The organism is Bradyrhizobium sp. WBOS07, assembly GCF_024585165.1.
In the GTDB taxonomy this organism is placed as follows: domain Bacteria; phylum Pseudomonadota; class Alphaproteobacteria; order Rhizobiales; family Xanthobacteraceae; genus Bradyrhizobium; species Bradyrhizobium japonicum_B.
In genome coordinates, this window is record NZ_CP029008.1 from 12001 (window position 1) to 31926 (window position 19926).

The following is a 19926-nucleotide window of genomic DNA, read 5'->3' on the forward strand; positions in this document are numbered from 1 at the left end:
GCGATGACACGTCTCTTGGCGATGGCGGGCTACGTCTATCAGAGCGCCGCGGCGATCATCCTGATCTTCGCGATCAGCCATCTGTTGCCCGCCGCCGACTACACCAACTTTTCCCTCGCGCTGGCCTCGAGCCAATTGCTCTGCGTCCTGATGTTCGAGTGGCTGCAGCTGGCGGGACTGCGCTTTCTGGCGGCAGCCAAGGAGAACGAGGCGGCCCGGCTGAGGTGGTCGCTGCTTGCAGCCGGCCTGTCGAGCGCGGCGGCGCTGGTCGTGGTCGGCGGCTGCGCATCTCTGGCCAGTGTGCTCCCGACAGGGATCGTGGCGTTGGGTCTGGGCATCTCCGTCCTGCAGGGCCTGACGGACCTCTATTTCCTGTCGGTCCGCCTGTCCGACCGGCTCGGCATCGCCTCTTTCCTGCTTGCGCTGCGTGCCACCGGGCTTCTGGCCGGTGCTGTCGCGGCAGGCGTGTTCTCGGGGACGGCCGAAGCGGCGCTGCTCGGCATCGCGTCGGGGCACGTTCTGGGCCTCCTCGCCGGCCTGGCCGCATATCGCACGCCGATGGAGCGGGTGCCGTTGCAGAGGATGCTGGCGGACTGGAAGGACTTCTCCCGCTACGGGATGCTCGCGGCGGGCGCATCCGTCATCCATCTGTCGGTGCCGGTGCTGCTCCGCGTCGTCATCCTCGGCCGGCTCGGCGCGACGGGAGCCGGCGCCGGATTTTCGATGGCGCTCGACCTCCTGCAGCGCCCGTTCTGGGTCCTCAATGCGGCGATCCACACCGTGAGCTATCCGGAGGTCGTCAACGACTTCGAACACGGAGGCAGCGCAAGATCGGTGCAGTCGGCGCGCCGGATGTTCGAATTCATGATCTGCACGACCCTCGTGCTGCTCGGCGGACTGATCGGATTCATTCCGGACGCAGCACGTATCCTGGTGCCCCAGGCGAGCCTGGCTGGATTTCTGGAGACGGCGCCAATGGTCGCCGCCTTCTATTTCCTGCACACCCATTTGCAGGCGACGGCCGCGGTCGTCCCCCACCTCGAGAAGCTGGCGACCAGGCTCGTGCTCGTCGCGGCCGGCCAGCTCGCCGTCGTGGTGGCCGTCTCCCTGGTCGCGGTGTCGGCCGGCCTGTCGCCGCGAGGGGCCGTCGGCTGGGCTGCGGTCGCCACGTTCGCGACGATCCTGGTCGCACTCGGCCCGACCCTGCGGTTCGAGGCGTTCCCGCGCTGGCCGCTGGTGATGCAGGCCTTGGTGGCCGCACTCCTGATCGGATCGCTCGGCTCACTGCCGACGGAGCCCACGACGTGGCTCGCCGGCAAGATCTTGATCGCCGCGATTGCGACGGCGGTGATCGGATGGCGCGGCGACTTCCTGATGCTGGCCCGCCGCGGCTGATTTGCGCACCGACCGTCTGTCGTGCACGCCGGGTTCCGGCAAGGAACCGGCGTCGCCAACAAGGAGCGTCTGCACCATCTCTGAGCATACACAACCCTTGCGGGTATATTGCATGCCTTAACCGCCCACGGAAGCGGCATCTGCGATCTTCGCGTGCGAACGACGTACCGAGAACGGCGACAAGCGAGTCGCGTGAGCCCGCTCCCAACAAAAATTGCAAAATCTTTCTGCGTCGCCTGCGCATACATTCAGCAGCGCAAATCGAGAAAATCTTGAAAGCGCCTTTCTCGCGCCACGTCGATCCGGCATCGCTCAAACATTCTGCTGCCAACGGGCAAGTCTGTTCCTGCACAAGGAACCTCGTTTCGCTCGCGATTTGCAGCTTCGATTTTTATCTGAAATTCACACTCCACAGAGAAGCTTGAACGCAAATCCCTGCGAGCATTCTCGCTCGCGCTGAAACTCGAGTGTGCAATGTCCGATCAAACCATCCTGTCCGCCAGCGGCTTCATCAACTCCATTGGCGTCAACACGCACGCCGGCTTCGGATGGACCGGCTACAACAATCTCGCGATGATGGTCGACAACCTCGAGTATCTCGGCGTCACCCATCTCCGCGACGCGATGGGAACCAGCCCGGCTGCGCAACCCGTGGTCGAGGGACTGGCCGCAGCCGGCTACAAGTTCGACTTCCTCGTGTCGTCCGCCCTGCCCCAGACCGACACGGCCGGACTGCAGAAATACATCGCCTCGCTGGAGAAGTTCGCGACGACCTATGCGGGCAGCATCAGCGCCATCGAAGGGCTCAACGAAGCCAATCACCAGCCCTTCAGCTACAACGGCAGCTCGAGCCTCACCGCCGCAGCCCAGTTCCAGAGCGCGCTCTATCAGGCCGTCAATGCCAATGCCACGCTCGGCAGCATCCCCGTCTTCAATCTGTCATTGGCCTACAACGATCCGCAGGGCTACAGCCAGCTCGGCGACATGTCGGGCTCGGTCGACTACGCCAACGCCCATGCCTATGTCAGCACCAGCCTGACGACCAGCAGCTCAATTTCGGCGACGCTGAGCGCCGTCATGACCGCGGCGCCGGGCAAGCCCGTCGTCATCACCGAGACCGGCTACACCACGCAGGCCAACACCCAATATCTCGGCGTCAACGAAACGGTGCAGGCCAAATCGATCCTGAACACCCTGGTCGATGCCTACAAGGCCGGGGTGAGCGCGACCTATCTCTACGAGCTGTTCGATCGCGACTCGTCCGCCGGCAACACCAATCCCGAGGCCAACTTCGGACTGTTCAATTCCGACGGGACGCCGAAGCTCGCCGCCACGGCGATTCACAACCTGACGTCCATCCTGGCCGACGACGGCAAGGGCGGCCTGCAGCCGACCGATCCGTTGAACTACACCCTGAGCAACATGCCGGCCACCGGCAACAGCATGGTGCTCGGCAAGAGCAACGGCGCCTACGAACTCGTCGTGTGGGCGGAGCCGAAGCTCTGGAACGATTCCACCGATACCGAGCTGACCAATACGGCCCAGACGGTCACCGTGAACCTCGGCGGCGTGCATCATTCGGTGAAAGTGTACGACACCCTGACGGGAACCACGGCGATTGCCAGCTACACCGACGTCAGCTCGATCACGATTCCGGTCAGCGACCACCCGCTGATCATCGAGATCGACGCGCCCCCGGCCACTTCGACTCCGCCCGACACAAGGACCAGCGTCAGCGGCACGGCGGCCGAAATCGTGCCTGAGCTGTCCGACCTGAGCGACTCCACGGCGCTGCAGACCATCACGCTGACCGACTCGCACGTCCTGCCCGTCGCCTCGAAGGCGACCATGGACTACATCATCGCCCATTACGGCAGCGCGCTGTCCAAGATCCAGGGCGGCTACTCGTTCGCGGTGACGAACACCGCCTCGACCTGGAGCAGCACGAAGACCTATGATGCGAGCGGAACGCTGCTGTCGAAGTCGGATACCGGCCTGAACTCGAGCGGGCAGCCGACCTCGACCACCGTGGCCTACTCCGACGGTTCCAAGGATCTGATCAGCTACACGGGCGGCGTGATGACGAAGTTCGTCCACGTCGGCACCGACGGAATCAGGACCACCGACACCTACAACACGGCCGGAACGCTTCTGAGCGAAATCGTCCAGAAGTCCGACGGCTATTACTCCACCACGCTCTACACCGCCGGCGTGAAGACCGCCGCCTATGTCAAGAACGCGGACCGTTCGCAAGACAACTATACCTACAACATCACGGGCAAGAGCTTCACCACCCAGGTGCAGCACCTCGACGCCTCGGGGAAGGTCACCTCGGTGATCCGCAGCCACGCGGACGGTTCGCTGGATTCGACCCAGGTCTACAACAGCGACGGCAGCAGCGTGATCACCACCTACAGCGCCACCGGCGTCAAGCTGGGGGAGACCACCTATCATGCCGACCGCAGCAAGGATGTCTGGACCTACAACATCGCGGGCCAGAACTACACGACCGAGCACTACGACTACGACGCGAACGGGTTCATCACCAGCCTGACGCGCCTGCACGGCGACGGCAGTCTCGCCTTCAAGCTGGTCCAGACCACTGACGGCACCAAGACGACCGATTGGTACAATGCCGCCGGCGTTCTCACCAGCGAGGTCGTGCAGACGGCGAACGGCACCATGTCAACGACGACCTACAGCAACGGCGTCAAGACCAACACCTATATCAAATATGCCGACGGCAGCCAGGACAATTACGCATTCGGCATCACCGGCAAGAGCTACACCACGCAGATCCAGCACGTCGATCCGTCAGGCAACATCACGGCCGTGACCCGCGAGCACGCCGACGGCACGCTCGATTTCACGCAGGTCATCAACGCCGACGGCAGCAGCGTCATCACCAACTACGATGCCGCGGGAACGCGGATCAAGGAAGCCAACCTGCACGCCGACGGCAGCAAGGACGTCTTCCTGTTCAACATCACCGGCCAGAACTATACGACCGAGCACGACGTCTACGATGCGACCGGCTTCCTCACCACGCTGATCCGCAAGCATGCCGACGGCAGCATGGCGTTCAAGCTGGTGCAGAGCACGGACGGGACCAAGACCACCGAGTGGTACGACGCAAAGGGCGTTCTCACCAGCGAGGTGCTCGAGAAGCCGAGCGGCTACAGCTCGAACACGGTGTACACCAACGGCGTGAAGACCGCGGCTTACATCACCAATGCCGACATGAGCCACGACAATTACAGCTACAACATTACCGGCCAGAGCTACACCACGCAGCACCAGCATCTCGACCCCACCGGCAAGACGACGGAGGTGACCCGCTGGCACGCCGACGGCTCGCTCGACTACACCCAGGTCGTCAACGACGACGGCAGCAGCGTCGTCACCAGCTACGATGCGGCCGGCGTCAAGAAGCTGCAGACCGACTACCACGCCGACGGCTCCAAGGACGTCTACCAGTTCAACATCGTCGGCCAGACCTACACGAACGAGCACGACAGCTACGATTCGACCGGCTTCCTCACCAACATCGTGCGCACTCACGCCGACAACAGCCTGGCCTTCACGCTGGAGCAGAGTGCCGACGGCACCAAGACCTCGGAGTGGTACGACGCCAAGGGCGTCATCACCAACGAGGTGACGACCAAGAGCGACGGTTACAGCTCCACGACCGTCTACACCGCCGGCGTGAAGACGGCGGCCTATATCAAGAATGCCGACGGCAGCCAGGACAACTGGAACTACAACGTCACCGGGCAGTCCTACACCACCCAGCATCAGCACCTCGATGCCTCGGGCAAGCTGGTCGAGCTCACCCGGACCCACGCCGACGGCACGCTGGACTATACCCAGGTAATCCACGACGACGGCAGCAAGCTGACCGACATCTACAACAGCGCCGGCAACAAGACCCAGGAGATCGCCAACAACGCCGATGGTTCCAAGGACGTCTTCCTATTCAACTTCAACGGCCAGGCCGGCACCACGCAGCACGAGAACTACAACAGCGCGAGCGCGCTGCAGTTCTTCGATCAGACCAAGGCCGACGGCACCCACAACGTCACGGCGGTCGCCGGCGGCGTCACGATCCAGGGAGGAGCCGGCAACGACGTGTTCTCGGCCGCACCGAGCTCGACCACCATTGCCTACGACCACGGCCAGGACCAGATCCTCAACTTCCAGGCCGGCGACGGCACGACCCACGACGTGATCCAGATCTCGAAGCTCCTGGCCGAAGACTACAGCCACCTGCAGATGACGCAGTCCGGTACGAACGCGCTCATCACGTTCTCCGCCACCGACTCGATCCTGCTGAAGAACGTCTATGTCTCCAGCCTGACGAGCCACGACTTCGTGTTCGTCTGAGCACGCGCCAGCATGCTTCGGGGGCCGGGACCGTGCAGGATCCCGGCCCCGTTCATTTGTTGGGCGATTGCCTCCTCGCTGAGCAGAAGCCGGGAATTGGATGGCTCCCATGAAGTCCAGGGCAATCTCATATATTGTGTATAATGCGGCGGCACCCGCAGTGGGCTCCCTCCCCCGCTTGCGGGGGAGGGTTGGGGAGAGGGTGTCTCCGCGTTGGGGCTGTCGGGAATCTGCCGAGTATGTCCCTGCGCTGCGAGAACCCTCACCCGCCGCGCTCTGCGAGCGCGTCGGCCTCTCCCGCAAGCGGGAGAGGCGAAGCAAGCGCGGCCCTGCCAATAAGGCAACCGCGATAGCCCTGCTATGAATTCTGACGGGCTGCCGCGATTGCGCCGCATCGGCGAACGCGCTCAGCGAACTTGCGTCACAATTCGCCGCTAGACACGGCGATGACCCGCGCAAGGACTCCGAGGCCCGATGGAAGCCAGTGAAGCAAGACGTTTCGTCGTTCTCGACTTCTACCGCTTCGTCGCCGCGCTCGGGGTCTTCATCTTCCACCTGAAGCTGATTGACACGGGCATCTCGCCGGCCTGGAACGGGTCCTTTGGCCTGTTCGTCGACATGTTCTTCATCCTGTCCGGCTTCGTGATTTCCTACTCCTACCCGTCCGACGCACGTGGCGTGGCAGCCTATTCCCGCTTCATGATCCGGCGTATTGCGCGGATCTATCCGCTGCACCTGTTGAGCCTGCTCATCTTCGTGGTGCTGATCGGCGTTGGGCTGGAGCGCACCGCCCGCTCGACCCCGCTGGACTTCCTGTACAACATCCTGCTGATCCAGGCCTGGGGCGTCACCGATCACCTCAGCTTCAACTCGCCGTCCTGGTCGATCAGCGCGGAGTTCTTCTGCTACCTGATCTTTCCGCTCTTGATGCTGTTTGCGCGCAAGGTCCAACCAATGGTCCTCGCTGCAATCGTGGCGGCGCTCTATCTGGTCCTCGCCCATGGCCATCTGCCGATCTGGCAGGAGCGGTCGCAGATGTATGGCGCCAATTTCGACTACGGCATGCTGCGCGCGCTGCCGAGCTTCCTGAACGGCATCCTGCTCGCCATTCTGTTCCGGATGTCAGGCCCCTACCGCCGCAAGCCGGTGTTGTTCGCCGGGATCGGCGTGTTCGGCCTCTCCGTGCTCGTCCTCAACGTCTTCGCCAAGCCCGACCTCGCCATCCTGCTGTTCTCCTGCGCCATCCTGCTGACGGCGGTCGGCGAAAGCGCCTTCAAGCAGTTTCCGGGCGCCCACCTGCTCGGCCGGCTCGGCAACACCTCATATGCGATCTACATGCTGCACGACGCCGTTCTCATTGCCGTGTTCAAGCCATTGTGGGCCTGGCTCGGACTGCGCCCCGATCAGTTCGGCCTTTACGCCCTGGCATGCTGTGTGGTCCTGACCGTCATCGCGGACCGCACCTACGCCTATTTCGAGAATCCCGCACGGCGGCTCATCAATCGCTGGGCCGACACCGGCGTTCCCTCCTCGCGCAAGGTCCAGACGGTGGCCGCCGAGACCTCGATGCGGTTCGACAACACCGAGCGGGCAGTCAACTGACTGCCCTGCCGATGACGTGAACGCGTTCAGGCGACCTTACCGTCGGCCGCCGGCACGATCCGCATCGCGCTTTCACCCAGCAACGGCGCGATATTGGCGCGGGACAATTCCATGACGTCAGGCAGGGCCTGACGGACCTGCTGGCCGACCGCTTCGTGCGCGCCGAGGAAGTTCAGCAGGAACGTCTCGAAGCTATCGCCGACGAGGAACTGCGACGGCGACAACAAGAGCTGTTCGCTGACGCCAAAGTGCGCGAACAGGCCCTGGAACTTGTCCTGGTAGGTGATCGCCGCGACCGGCGTGCCCTGCCCCAGCGCCGCAATCGCCAGATGCATGCGGCCGGTGATCACGCCGTCGACCAGACCCACCACGGCCTTGATCTCGCCCGCCGACAGCGCCTGATCGACGTGGTGCACGCGATCGCCGAGCACGGGCTTGAGGCGGTCGGCCAGCGGCCGCAGACAATTGTCGTCGGCGATCTCGGGGCGATAGTCGTGTGCCAGCAGCACCCAGCTTGCATCGTGCTCGCGAGACAGAAGCTGCATGGCGTCCGCCGCCAGCTCGATCATTTGCCGCAGCTTGGCCGGCTCCGGCTTCTTGAACAACATCGGATGGATGTTGAAGACGAAGACCTTGCGGCCCTGCTCGCGCTGCCGCGCTATTCTGGCCGCGATCTGCTTCACCGCGGCCGTATCCGCCCGCGGCGTCAGCATGAACGCCGCATCGGTGACCAGATGGGCGCGCTTCCTGGCGAAATCGTCGAACCGCCGAAGCGATATCGCATCGCGCAGGTTCAGGACCACGCCGGGATCCAGCAGTCGGAACACTTCGCGCAATGCTTTCGCCGGGCGGGAGTTGAAGCTGAAGCCGAGCACGCTGACCTTGGCGCCGAACGCCGCCATCAGATCGGCAACGAGCAGCATGCGCGCGGCATCCACCGGCGAATAGTAGCCGTCCAGCACGTCGGCCCCCAGGATCAGCCCGAAATCCGGCCTAGTGAGCGACAGCTCCTGCGCCACCGTCTCGTAGGAGAACGGCTGTCTCCACAGCTCGAGCGGCTTGAAGCCCATCGCGCGCACGTCCGCGCTGGCCGCTGCGGTCGCGGTCACGATGTAGACCTCGAGATCGGGATAGGCCCGCTTCACCTCTCCGGTGGCCGCTTCGATCATGGCCTCGTCGCCGCGCGACTGATGGACGCTCCAGGGATCGGAGGGGAGCACGACGAGCCGGCGCGGATTGTTGCGCGGCGCGCCGTTGACGCCGACGTCCTTCCGCGCGATCTGCCACCTGCGCAGCTCGAGCAGATCGAGGGCCAGCGGCGTATTCTTCGCGCTGTTGAGCCAGCCTCGCAGCTGCCTGCGTACGGGCACGGGGATCAATTGCTTCACGACTTCCTCCTCGTCTGCATCAAGCGGTCGCACCGCGCTTCACGACGAAATCGATCAGGGACAGGACCTGCTTGCGCCAGAGCAGCAGAAGGCCCGTCAGGTAGGTCACCCCAAAACAGGACGACAGCAGTCCGATCCGCAAATAGGGGTTCATGCCCGGCGTCGCCTCCCGGCACAGCACGACCGCGCCGTAAGCCAGAACGATCGCACACAGGCAGCCCGCAATGGGACGCAGAAACTGGCCCCAGCTCAAGCCCAGCAGCCGGAGCGCCAGCGCGAATGTCACGGGGGTCACCACGAGCTGCGAGAACGCGAAGATCGTGGCCAGTTGGCCAATGTCGCGCGACGGCAGCAGGAACATCGCCGGCACGACCGTACAGAACTTCAGGATATTGAGCAGAAAGACGTAGTTCGGTTTGCCCAGCGCGCCGAAATAGGCACTGTTGACGAACTGCACGGTCTGGACCGCGCCGATCAGCATCAACGGCCGCATCACCGCTTCGCTGCCGCCCCATTTCGCGCCGAACAGCAGCAGGGAGAACTCCGGCGCGATCGCCGCGAGGAGCACAAAGACCGGAGACCCGACCAGCGCACCGAGGCTGACGCTGCGCAAGTAGGCAGCCGCGATGCGGTCCCGCTCGTGCGCGATCCTGGACAATGCGCTGAGCGCGACGTCCATGACCGCCTGGGTGAGCAGCTGCATCAGGATGATGTAGACCCGCGCACCGACCGTATAGATCCCAAGCGCCGCAACGCCGTAGAGCGTCAGGATGATCATGTCGATGGTGCGCACGATGGCGAAGTCCAGCAGCCTGTTCAGCACGACGTGGATGCTGTAGCCGGAGAGCTCGCGGAAACTCTTCATGTCGTGGCCGCGCATCGGCAGCCAGCGCGGCTGGCTCCAGAGCCACAAGCCGCTGATCGCGCTCTGAACGACCACCTGGATCACGAGGCTGAGAGCGCCAAACCCGGCATAGGCGCAGGCGATCCCCACGACGCCGGAGACGGCGGTTGCCACCATGGTCCTGACCGCTAGCACGCGAAAATCCATCTGGCGCTTGTAAAGCGCCTCCTGGAACAGGGTCGCGGTCCCGATCGGAAGCGAGAGACTGGCGGCCGTCAGCAGCGGCGCGAGCCCCTGCACGCCGAGCCAATGCTCGATATCCGACGCAAGGAGGACAATCAGAACCGCCAGAAGCGTCGAAGCGGCGAAGGAGCAGAAGAAGGGCAGCGTCACGTCGGCGGGCGTGAGCGTCCGCCGCTGGATCAACGCGTCACCGAAGCCGAATTCCGCGATGGAGCTCAGGAGCAGCAGGATGAAGGCGACCAGCGCGGCCAGGCCGAAATCGGCCGGGTTGAGCAACCGCGCCAGCACCAGGAACAGCACGAACGACAACGCGCGGCCGCCCCAATTCTGGGCGAGTGACCAGAACAACGCCACCACGACCTGATGTTGCTTGCGTTGCGTGACGTTCATCAACAATTCGACCCAATTCCGACAGATCCAACCACAATCGCAGGCTAGATGACGTGGCATGAATGCTGCCGCGACGTCACCGTCTTCGATCACTGCGGAGCAGTGATTGCTCCGGACATTACGACGGAGTGATGGCAACCAGATGAGTGCCTTCACGATTCCGATTTAGAGTGGAAGTGAGTTCAAATCGTGGACTACACTTCAATCGACCTTTGCGATGTGATGCAAAATGGATGCCTTGATGAATTCGCCCGCTCCGCGTTCTCTCCGTCACTCCAAGCGTTTGCGGGTGGCCATCTACGCACCGCACTTTGCGGAATATTCCTATCGGCTCGCCTCCGGATTGGCTCACCATTGCGACGTTCGCCTCGTGCTCAACCGCAAGGATGCCAACCAGCAATGGGAACTGGCAGATATCGCCGTGGCGGCTCCCTTCGAGACCCGGGTTCGCGACCTGAGCCTGCGCCGCGGCGGCGCGATCGGCATCCCGGCCTCGTTCCTCGACATAATTTCATTTCGTCCGGACGTGATTCATTGTCACGAAGTTCCGGAGATCTACACGTCCAAGCTGATCCAATTCCTTCGTCCGCTCGGCATTCCCTTGGTGTTGACCGTTCACGATGCAATTCCGCATTCGGAAGGCGGCTCGGGCACCTCGCCACGCGAGGATGCCTGGCGTGAACGCATGCGCGCGGCCGCATCTGTTGTCACGACGCATGGGGAAAGCTGCATCGCGGATTTTCGCCGCGCGTCACCTGACTTCAAGGGCGACACGGTTTCCAGCATGCACGGCGTGCTCATGGTTCCGCCCGCAGGAGGCGCGATCGCCGCACCCGAATCCGCGCGCATCCTGTTTTTTGGGCGGATGTGGGCATACAAGGGCCTCGACGTCTTCATCGACGCGATCGACATGTTGACCCGGCGCGGCGTAGCCCACGAGGCGATCGTCGCTGGCCGCGGCCCGGAGATGACGCGGCTCGGCGCGCGGATGGCGGCGATGCCGACCGTCAAGACGATCAACGCCTATATTTCGCCAGGGGATACCGGGCGGCTGTTTCAATCCGCCACGGTGGTTGCCCTGCCCTACAAGGATGCAACGCAGAGCGGGGTGCTTGCATCGGCTTACGGCAATTCCCGTCCCGTCGTTGCCAGCGCCACCGGCGGCATCCCCGACGTCGTCACCGACGGCGTCAACGGGCTGCTGGTCCCGCCGGGCGACGCCGCCGCATTGGCCGATGCTCTCGAGCGCGTGCTGACCTCGAAGCCTCTTGCCGCGACACTGACCGATGGCGCACGCCAGACCGCCGCCGGCATCTTGAACTGGGACCACATCGCCGAGCAATTGCTGGGATCCTATCACAGGCTCGCCGGCCGTACCGTGAGCTGACCGCGGCGGGCACGCGGTGCTCAAGCCGATTGCCCGACCTTCAGCGGCCGAAAGAACATGCCGCGGATCGCCCCGTCCAGCTGGCGCCTCAGCCTCACCTCGATCAGCTCATAGCTGATCACGCTCGCGACCAACGACAACACCAGCCCGAGCGCGATGAAGGCAGCCCACAGCAGCCAGCGATCGACGCCGACGGCAACCAGCTTCAGGCCGATCACCTGCAAGGGGAACAGCACGAAGGGATGCACGAGATAAAGGCTGTAGCTGATCTTGCCGACATATTGCAGGGCCGGCGCGCTCAGGGCCTTGCCGAGGCCCGACTCCGGGGCAAGCGCCATGCCGAACAGCAGGAAGCCGGGCAGCAGCCCCACGAACGGGTGAAACAGCACCAGGCTCGCAAACATCGCTGCTCCGCAAGCAAGCCCCGCGATCAAGCCGAGACGCCCCGGAATCGAGATACGAAAGCCGGTGGCGCTGAACAGCATGCCGATGCAGAAGAAGGCCGTGATCGGCCAACGCAGCAGACAAGCGATGCCGAGCAGGATCAGGGGCGCCGTCAGCAGCCTGCCGCCGCTGCGCCACATGGAGAATGTCAGCGCGAACCAGATGTAGAATGCCCATTCGTAGGTCAGCGTCCAGGCATTCTGCTGGGCAATGGGCAGGCCGAGCGCATCCTGCACGAAGAACAGGTTGGCGGTGAAGATGGCGAGATAGCTCGGCAGATCGATGCCACGGAAGAACTTGTAGGCGACGATCGGACCTATCGCGAACAGTGCGAGATGCAGGACGACGAACACCGGCATGATGCGCAGGACGCGATCGAAGAAGAACCGCGGCAGCGACCCATGCCGGACCAGGCTCGCCGGGATCAGAAAGCCGCTGATCATGAAGAACAGCTCGACACCGTGCCCGCCGACATTGATCACCGATTGCAGCCAGGCCCAGAGCGGCGGCAGGAATCCGGGATTCGGGATGTCGTACATGCCGCCCTTCGGCATGTCGTAGAAATGATCCATCAGCACGCTCAGCGCCGCAATGCCGCGCAGTCCCTGGACCGACGGGACGAACGATCCGTCATAGGCCGGGCCCGCCTGGTGCGGAATCCTCGTCACTCTGCGGCCCCTTGGGTGCTGAGCGCAGGCTCGATGACCACCCTCTTTCGGCGCGCCGAGCGGAACCGAAGTCCATAGGCAATACTGGGCTTCTCGACGAACGAGAACGTCATCCAGCTGACGGCAAGCGACAGCGCCAGGGTCAGCAGCAGGAACAGCGACCATCCGAGCGGCCCGTCGCCGAACCAGACGAGGCGGTGGACGAAGACGATCACGAACGGCGACATCAGGTAGACCGAGTAGCTGATCACGCCGACAAAGGCCATCGGACGCCACGCCATTCGCTCGCCGAACACGGCAAATCCGATGAAGACCAGCGCCGCGCAGACATAGGCCGCTCCGATCGAATAGCTGTAGAAGAAATTCTCGTGATACACGCCGCCGAACCGCCGGTCGGACAGGGTGACGGCGAAGATCGCATACAGCAGCGTGCAGACGGCCACGTGGCTCCATCGCAGCTTCCCGCCGATGACGGTGTCGCGAATGATCTTGCCCAGGAACATCGCCGACAGGTTCAACCCGACCTCCATCACCGAGGAGACCATCCTGCTCTCGACGAAGAGCGCAGCGGTGGTTCCGACCAGCGCGGCCCCAACCACGATCGCCACCGCCGTGAAGCGCTGATTCAGCAGTCCCATCGCGAACAGAATGGTGCATCCGACGTAGAACAGCAGCTCGATCGCCAGGGTCCAATAGAACACCCAGAGGTTCGGGACATTCACGAAGGTCTGCAGCATCGTCACGTTCGTGGCGACCTGCCCGAGCGGATAGACCTTGGAGTCCAGCAGATACATCGTCACCAGCCCGATGACGAGCGAGGTCCAATAGGCAGGATAGAGCCGGAAGAAGCGGCTGATCGAGAAATCCCGCACCGGCGTGGCGCTGTCGGGAAAGCTGAACGGAATGACGAAGCCGCTGACGAAAAAGAACAGCACCACGCCGAACCGGCCGAAGTTCATGTAGTAGCCAAACACGTCGTGGATGGGCCAGTAATAGGCGCCCGTCGGATGCTTTTCGACGATCACCTCGAACACGTGCTGGACCAGGACCGCCAACACGGCAATGCCGCGCAGCGTGTCGATGAATGCGAGCCGTTTATGCATCGTTCGTTCTCACCTGCTTCCGCTCGCCGCCGGCATGTCCGGGCGGAAGCCTTCCAATGGCGGCAGCGGCGGCTTCATGACGATTGGCACGGTGTCGCCCGCCCGTGCGGAGGCCGCGCGCCGCGAAAATACCTCGCTGAAACTCAATGCGATGATCAGGAGACCGGATGCCGGGCCGTAGTTCAGCACCGTGATCGTGAACAGGTTGACGATGAAGATCAGCGTCAACTTGTACACGTCTGTCGCTCCAAACGTTGCCCGGAACACCATCACCATGAACGCGACAAAGGGCAGGCCGAACATCAGGTAGGTCCCGATGTAGAAATTATCGACGGGCACCCAATAAGCCGCGAGCGGCGAGAACAGCTGCTGCGGATAGTTGAAGCAGCCCGCGCCGCAACCGGTCACCAGGCCGACCGGCATGAGCTGGGTCAGGTAGATGAACGGCTTCTGCCAGCTGTTGTTGATGCGATCGAGGATGCTGAAGAGGGTCGAATGCGGCACCGCCGCGGTCCCCGAAGCGAACACGATCATGAAGAACGGCACGAAGATCGAAGCATACGACCACAGCGCGATGGTCCGGATCGCGGGAAAGCGCGATCTCTCCGGCAGCATCCGCACCACCACCAGCAGGATCAAGTAGAGCACGAGGACGATCATGGTCGTCTTGCTGGTGGTCAGCTTTGTGGCATAGATCGCGATGGAACCGAGCAGGAGACACCAGGTGGTGCTCATGCGAATCGACGTGATCGCGAACGACACCAGGATGAAAAAGGCCGCCATGGTGTTGTCGGCCGCAAAGCCCATGAGGCGCTGGTCGTCGCCGCCATAGGCCCACCACAATCGGCCGGCCTCGCGCACTGCGCCGAAAGACTCGTATTTGTAGCCCACCCAGGGCATCAGGTAGAATTTGGTCAGGAAAACGCCGATCACCGACAGGTAGAAGGTCACGGCGATGACCGACAGGAGCTTCTTGTATGAGCCGAGGCTCGAGTCGCAGAAGCAGAATCCGACGAACACCGGCAGCATCATCTTGAACGACGAGACGGCTGCGTTGACCGTACCCAGCATGAAATAGCCGAGCACGAGCGACAGCATGATCTGCACCAACACCAGGAGGGCCAGGGTACTGCGATTGCGCAAGATGCAATGCACGAAGAACTGGATCAGGCACAGAATCGCAATGGCGTCGGGCACGTACCAGAGCGCGTTCATGTGATAGATGCTGGTGTAATAGCGGATCACGCCGCCAAAAGCGTCGCGGACCAGATAGGCGCCGAGCGCGATCGCCTCGATGTTGAGGCTGATCAGCGTCATTCTGGGCTGCTGCAGCGCGAGCATCGTCATGTGCGGCTCAGTTCGTCAGCCGCGCCGAGCGCGCGGGAGCCCCCGCGAAATCCCGACGGCTTCCGAGCGCATTCCGCATCAACTTGCCGCCGGGACTCTCGATGTAGAGATAAGTGAAGTGCGACACCGCCAGAACCGCGGCCAGCGAGACCACGAGATTCAACGTCGCCGGCAGGCCTGCCCAGACCGAATCCAGCGCGGCGATCCGCCCTGCCCCCACGGCCCGCACGAAATATTCGGCGAGCAGCACCACGAGCGCGTGCACCATATAGATCGAGTAGGAACGTTTCCCGAGCCAGACCAGCGGCTTGGCCACCAGCATCCGCGGCACCAGCAGCGCATCCGGAAAGGCCAGCAGGCTGCCGAGGAACACCGCGAACGTCACGGGCGCGAGGAAGGTCGATGCAGGACTGGTCTCCGCCAGGGACACCAGCACGACGCTGGCCGTCATGGCGGCGAATTGCAGCGCGCCCTGGACCGCGGGGCCCGGCCTGGCCGGCAGGCGATCGACGATCCTGACCGTAAGCACGCCCAGAAAGAAGCTGACGAAGCAGCGCAGGATGCCGAAGTCGGTCTGGAGCCCGAGGCTCCTCTTGTCGAGCACGAAGATGATGAAGACCAGGCTTCCGACCGCCAGCGCGCCGCAGAGGACGTAGAACAACAACAGAGAACGCAGGCGCTGGGCAAAGAGGACGACCAGGCCGAACACCAGATAGGTGTAGAATTCGACGCTGATGCTCCAGCTGGGCGCGTTCCAGCTGAGATAGTCGATCAAGCCCATCGAATGCAGCAGCAGGACGTTGAGACCGAAGGAATAGGCATTGTTCACTTCGAAGGCCGCGGGCGCGGCCACGATGACGCCCGCCATGACCAGGCTGATACGCAGGAGGCGAAACAACAGATTCGCCATCAGCATGACGATGTGCAGCGGATAGACCCTCGCCAGGCGCCGCACCATGAACTCGCGCAGCGAGAAGCGTCCGAACTCGCTCTCGACGTAGCTGAGCGCCATGACGATGCCGCTGAGAACGAAGAAGAGATCGACCAGCAGCCAGGAGCTTCGGAAGAACGAGCAGTTGATCCACGCATTGTGCGGGAACGCCGCGAGGAACGTCGGCATCAGCAGCAAATGGTGAATCACCACCGACGTCGCGGCGATGCCCCGGATGCTGTCGAGCGGCAGGACATGCGCCTTCTCACGATGAACCAACTCCGTCACATCAACATTCCCAGCTATTGCACCGCAGTACTGTGTATCAGGACTCGCGCGCGTTCAATCTCTGCGATCGCGGACTCGCATTCGGCGCATGACGGTCGACGATAATTTCAACGCTCGCAGTTCATCCGGACATGCGAGCGCCAAGTTCACGCCACTTTTTGTTTGAGACCGCCGCGCATCGGCGCGCAAATCAATTCGGCCGGGATCATTGCGAGCATTTGCGTACAAAGTGTGCGCGAAATTCGGCGGTGTTGCGATGGAAGCCTGGCGCACGAATGGAATTTCTGGCGTGAGTTATCGCTGCGAAAATTTTTCTCCGCACCGGGAACAAATGAAACGCGGCGCGACTTGTGTCGGTTCTGCGACACGCGGGTCAGCGAGTGCCCGATATGTTTTCAAGTTGCAACATTCGTGAGCGCGACATGCCGATCTCGCAGGCATTGTAATCCGTGTCTTTGCAACCGGTGCAAAGTCGCAGAGCATCTGTTCGTCATCGACGATCGTGCGTCAGCTTTTGCGCCGCACAAAAAGATGACACAGTTATCTGACAGGTTTCGCCTGTTCTCTCATTGCAACACAAGCAAGGAACACGGATGGGCCGCGGACTAACACGTCGTCATGCACAACCGCGATGGCTATCGACCGTCTTGATAGGTTCTGCGCTGATTGTCTCGAGCGTCGATGCTTGCCGCGCTCAGTGCGTCGAATTTTCGGGCCGTGCCTCGCAACTGGAACTCGACACCTTCGTCAAGTCACCGTCCTCGCTTCTGGAGCGGCTGCGCAATGACAAGGAGAAGCTGAGATTTCAGCTCGCGACCTATCTCGCCACGAATCCGTCGGTGTTGCCGTCGGTGCAGACGCTGATCTCTTCATCGGCCTCGGCCGACCGCTCCTCCATCGGTGCCGCACTGCGCATTGCCGAAGGGAGGTGCACGTCGACGAAGCCGGAGGCTGCACGCAAGATCAGGGATTTCGTGCAGCGGATCGGTGATCTCAACGTGCAAGCAGGTTATTCCGCCGCGGGAGACGACGCCTCTGGCATCCAGATTCAGTCGCAAGCCAAGAGTTCGACGCCACCGCCCCGGGGCGGGGCGCTGCTCGACGGCGAATGGAAGACCAAGCTGGCCAATCCCTTCAAACCCGTCCCCCTTCCGAACTGATCAGCGACCGTCAGAGGCAGCGAAGCAAACCAATGTACCAACCCAGAGAACATTTCCAGTCGGGACACCGATTCGGCATCGAATTCGGCGGAGCGGTCCTCAGCTTCGAGCGTGTCACGGACGTCCTGCGCCGGCAATGGCCGGTCATCGCGGCCTGCACCGGAGCTTCGCTGGCCCTGGTGATAGTCTATCTGGCGCTGGCGCAACCGATGTACACGGCGAATGCCCGGATCATGATGGACACGCGTCAGGCACAGGTGCTGGACAAGGACAGCAACGCCAGCAGCGCGCTCATCGACACCGGCTACGTCGACAGCCAGGTCGAGGTCATCAATTCGGACGACCTGATCCTCTCGGTCGTCCGTCGCCTGAAGCTGACGGAGGATCCGGAGTTCAATGGCTCCAGTCCGGGCCTGCTGTCCATCGTCCTCGGCAAGGTCATGTCGCCGTTCGGCTCCCGCGAGCCGCCATCCCAGGAGCGGCTCGAACATGCCGTGGTCGAGACGGTTCAAAAGAGCCTGAGAACCGAGCGCGTCCTGACCACGTATGTCTTGTCGTTGAATTATCGCTCGCGGAGCCCCGACAAGGCCGCCAAGATCGTCAACGCCATCGCCAATGCCTACCTCGTTGGCGCGCTGGAAGCCAAATATCAGTCCACCAAGCGGGCAACCGAATGGCTTCAGCAGCGCAGCATCGAGCTGAGCGAGCAGGCAACCGCCAGCGACCGTGCCGTGCAGACCTTCAAGGCCGAAAACAATATCGTCGGAACCAGCCGCGGCCTGATGTCCGAGCAGCAATTGTCGGACCTCAATACCCAGCTGGTTCAGGCGCGGGCGTCGACGGCCGAAGCCAAGGCCCGGCTCGACCGGATCACCGCGATTTCAGACCAGGACGTCGCACAATCGACGGTGACCGACGCTCTCAACAACTCCGTCATCACCCGCCTGCGCGCGCAATATCTGGATCTCCAGGCCCAGTACGCCGACTGGTCGAGACGCTATGGCAAGCAACATCTTGCGGCGGTCAATCTGGCCAACAAGATGGAGGAGCTGCGCAAGAACATCGCCGACGAGCTGCGTCGGATCGGGGACGCCTATCGCAGCGACTATGAGATCGCAAAGAGCCGCGAAGCCTCGCTCGAGAAAAACGTCAAGGAGCTCGTCGCCCAGGCTGGCGATACCGGCCAGGCCGCGGTCAAGCTGCGCGACCTCGAGAGCGCCGCGGACACCTACCGCAACCTCTACAACAATTTCCTCGAGAAGCTGCAAAGCGCGACGCAGAATCAGAGCTTTCCGCTCAGCGAGGCCCGCCTGATCAGTACCGCCACCAAGCCCGAACGCAAGAGCTCGCCGCGCACGATGCTGGCGCTGGTGGGAGGCCTGGTCGGCGGCCTCTGCCTCGGCTTCGGTGTCGCATTCGGGCGCGAACTGCTCAGCGACGTCTTGCGAACCCCCGCCGAGGTCGAGGACGAGCTCGGCGTCAAGTGCCTCGGGGTCCTGCCCGACATTCGTCCGCCGACGGCGACCGGCGCGTTGCTTTCGACGTCGGCCAAGACAAGTTCGGCCGATCTGTCCCGCTACGTCGTCGATCATCCGTTCTCGCGGTTTGCCGAGACGTTGCGCAACATCAAGGTGTCGATCGACGTTGCGCGACTGACCCGCGAGATCAAGGTGATCGGCATCGTGTCTTCCCTGCCTAAGGAAGGAAAAACGACTGTGGCGGCCAACTTCGCCCAGTTGATTGCCCTCACCGGACATCGCACCGTCCTGATCGACGGCGATCTGCACACGCGCTCGCTGACCCGAGAGCTTGCCCCCAACGCCCAGAGCGGACTGGTGGAGGCTCTCAGCGATCCGGCGAGCCTCGGCTACCATGTGCAGCGAAGCAAGGAGACGGGCCTGGATTTCCTGCCCTCCGTCGTCGCGTCCCGCATGGTCAATTCGGCCGACGTCATTGGATCGAAGGCGATGGCCGAGCTGCTCAAGGTGCTGAGAGAGCACTACGAGTACATCGTGATCGACCTTGCCCCGGTGATGCCGGTTGCGGACTCGAAGGCCGTCAGCCTCCTGATCGACGCCATGGTCTACGTGATCGAATGGGGGCAGACGACACGAAGCGCCCTACAGGAGTCGGTCTCCGGATCGGAAGTCCTCCAGAAGAAACTGCTCGGTGCCGTGCTCAACCGCGCCAACCCGAAGATGCTCAAGCGCATCGAGGCGTACAAGGGAAAGCACCACAACAGCTACTACGTCGAGCATACCTAGGCAGAGGCGCCGCGCCCAGCCGACCTGGAACCACCGCGGGCCCGTTGCCATTTGGCAGCGGGCCTTTTTCGTGCTTTGCGGAATTGTTG

General features: G+C 62.8%; 12 protein-coding genes. 6 read left to right on the forward strand and 6 right to left on the reverse strand.

Features of this window, described 5'->3' with window-relative positions; all coding sequences use genetic code 11:
* Positions 1 to 3: 3 nt before the first annotated feature.
* The 3 genes from DCM79_RS00055 (at position 4) to DCM79_RS00065 (ending at position 7380) form a co-directional block, all read left to right on the forward strand.
* Positions 4 to 1395 (forward strand): hypothetical protein, encoded by a 1392-nt coding sequence (locus tag DCM79_RS00055; RefSeq protein WP_257177949.1) that lies wholly within the window; start codon positions 4 to 6, stop codon positions 1393 to 1395.
* A 474-nt stretch (positions 1396 to 1869) separates the two neighbouring features.
* Complete coding sequence (locus tag DCM79_RS00060; protein WP_257177950.1) at positions 1870 to 5778, forward strand: RHS repeat protein; 3909 nt, start codon at positions 1870 to 1872, stop codon at positions 5776 to 5778.
* A 474-nt stretch (positions 5779 to 6252) separates the two neighbouring features.
* Positions 6253 to 7380 (forward strand): acyltransferase, encoded by a 1128-nt coding sequence (locus tag DCM79_RS00065; protein ID WP_257177951.1) that lies wholly within the window; start codon positions 6253 to 6255, stop codon positions 7378 to 7380.
* A 26-nt stretch (positions 7381 to 7406) separates the two neighbouring features.
* Here the strand turns inward: DCM79_RS00065 and DCM79_RS00070 are convergent, their stop codons facing one another.
* Together DCM79_RS00070 and DCM79_RS00075 are read right to left on the reverse strand one after the other, a co-directional pair.
* Complete coding sequence (locus DCM79_RS00070) at positions 7407 to 8768, reverse strand: polysaccharide pyruvyl transferase family protein (RefSeq protein WP_257177952.1); 1362 nt, start codon at positions 8766 to 8768, stop codon at positions 7407 to 7409.
* Positions 8769 to 8787: 19 nt separating this feature from the next.
* Positions 8788 to 10245 (reverse strand): lipopolysaccharide biosynthesis protein, encoded by a 1458-nt coding sequence (locus tag DCM79_RS00075; protein ID WP_257177953.1) that lies wholly within the window; start codon positions 10243 to 10245, stop codon positions 8788 to 8790.
* A gap of 241 nt (positions 10246 to 10486) precedes the next feature.
* Here DCM79_RS00075 and DCM79_RS00080 point away from each other — a divergent pair, with 241 nt between their 5' ends.
* Positions 10487 to 11632 carry a glycosyltransferase family 4 protein gene (locus DCM79_RS00080; RefSeq protein WP_257177954.1) on the forward strand — a complete coding sequence of 382 codons (1146 nt, stop codon included), beginning with the start codon at positions 10487 to 10489 and terminating at the stop codon, positions 11630 to 11632.
* A 20-nt stretch (positions 11633 to 11652) separates the two neighbouring features.
* Here the strand turns inward: DCM79_RS00080 and DCM79_RS00085 are convergent, their stop codons facing one another.
* The 4 genes from DCM79_RS00085 to DCM79_RS00100 are packed head-to-tail and all read right to left on the reverse strand — an operon-like array spanning position 11653 to position 16413.
* Complete coding sequence (locus tag DCM79_RS00085) at positions 11653 to 12744, reverse strand: acyltransferase (RefSeq protein WP_257177955.1); 1092 nt, start codon at positions 12742 to 12744, stop codon at positions 11653 to 11655.
* Positions 12741 to 13847: an acyltransferase gene (locus DCM79_RS00090; protein WP_257177956.1), complete on the reverse strand. Its 1107-nt coding sequence runs from the start codon at positions 13845 to 13847 to the stop codon at positions 12741 to 12743. Before DCM79_RS00090 ends, DCM79_RS00085 begins: the two co-directional genes overlap by 4 nt.
* A gap of 9 nt (positions 13848 to 13856) precedes the next feature.
* Positions 13857 to 15194, reverse strand: coding sequence for a hypothetical protein (locus DCM79_RS00095; RefSeq protein ID WP_257177957.1), 1338 nt, complete (start codon positions 15192 to 15194; stop codon positions 13857 to 13859).
* A 7-nt stretch (positions 15195 to 15201) separates the two neighbouring features.
* Complete coding sequence (locus DCM79_RS00100; RefSeq protein ID WP_257177958.1) at positions 15202 to 16413, reverse strand: acyltransferase; 1212 nt, start codon at positions 16411 to 16413, stop codon at positions 15202 to 15204.
* A gap of 593 nt (positions 16414 to 17006) precedes the next feature.
* On the opposite strand from DCM79_RS00100, the gene DCM79_RS00105 reads away from it, so the two are divergent.
* Together DCM79_RS00105 and DCM79_RS00110 are read left to right on the forward strand one after the other, a co-directional pair.
* Positions 17007 to 17573, forward strand: a complete 567-nt coding sequence (locus DCM79_RS00105; RefSeq protein ID WP_257177959.1) for a hypothetical protein — start codon at positions 17007 to 17009, stop codon at positions 17571 to 17573.
* A gap of 32 nt (positions 17574 to 17605) precedes the next feature.
* Positions 17606 to 19837 (forward strand): Wzz/FepE/Etk N-terminal domain-containing protein, encoded by a 2232-nt coding sequence (locus tag DCM79_RS00110; protein ID WP_257177960.1) that lies wholly within the window; start codon positions 17606 to 17608, stop codon positions 19835 to 19837.
* Positions 19838 to 19926: the final 89 nt, after the last annotated feature.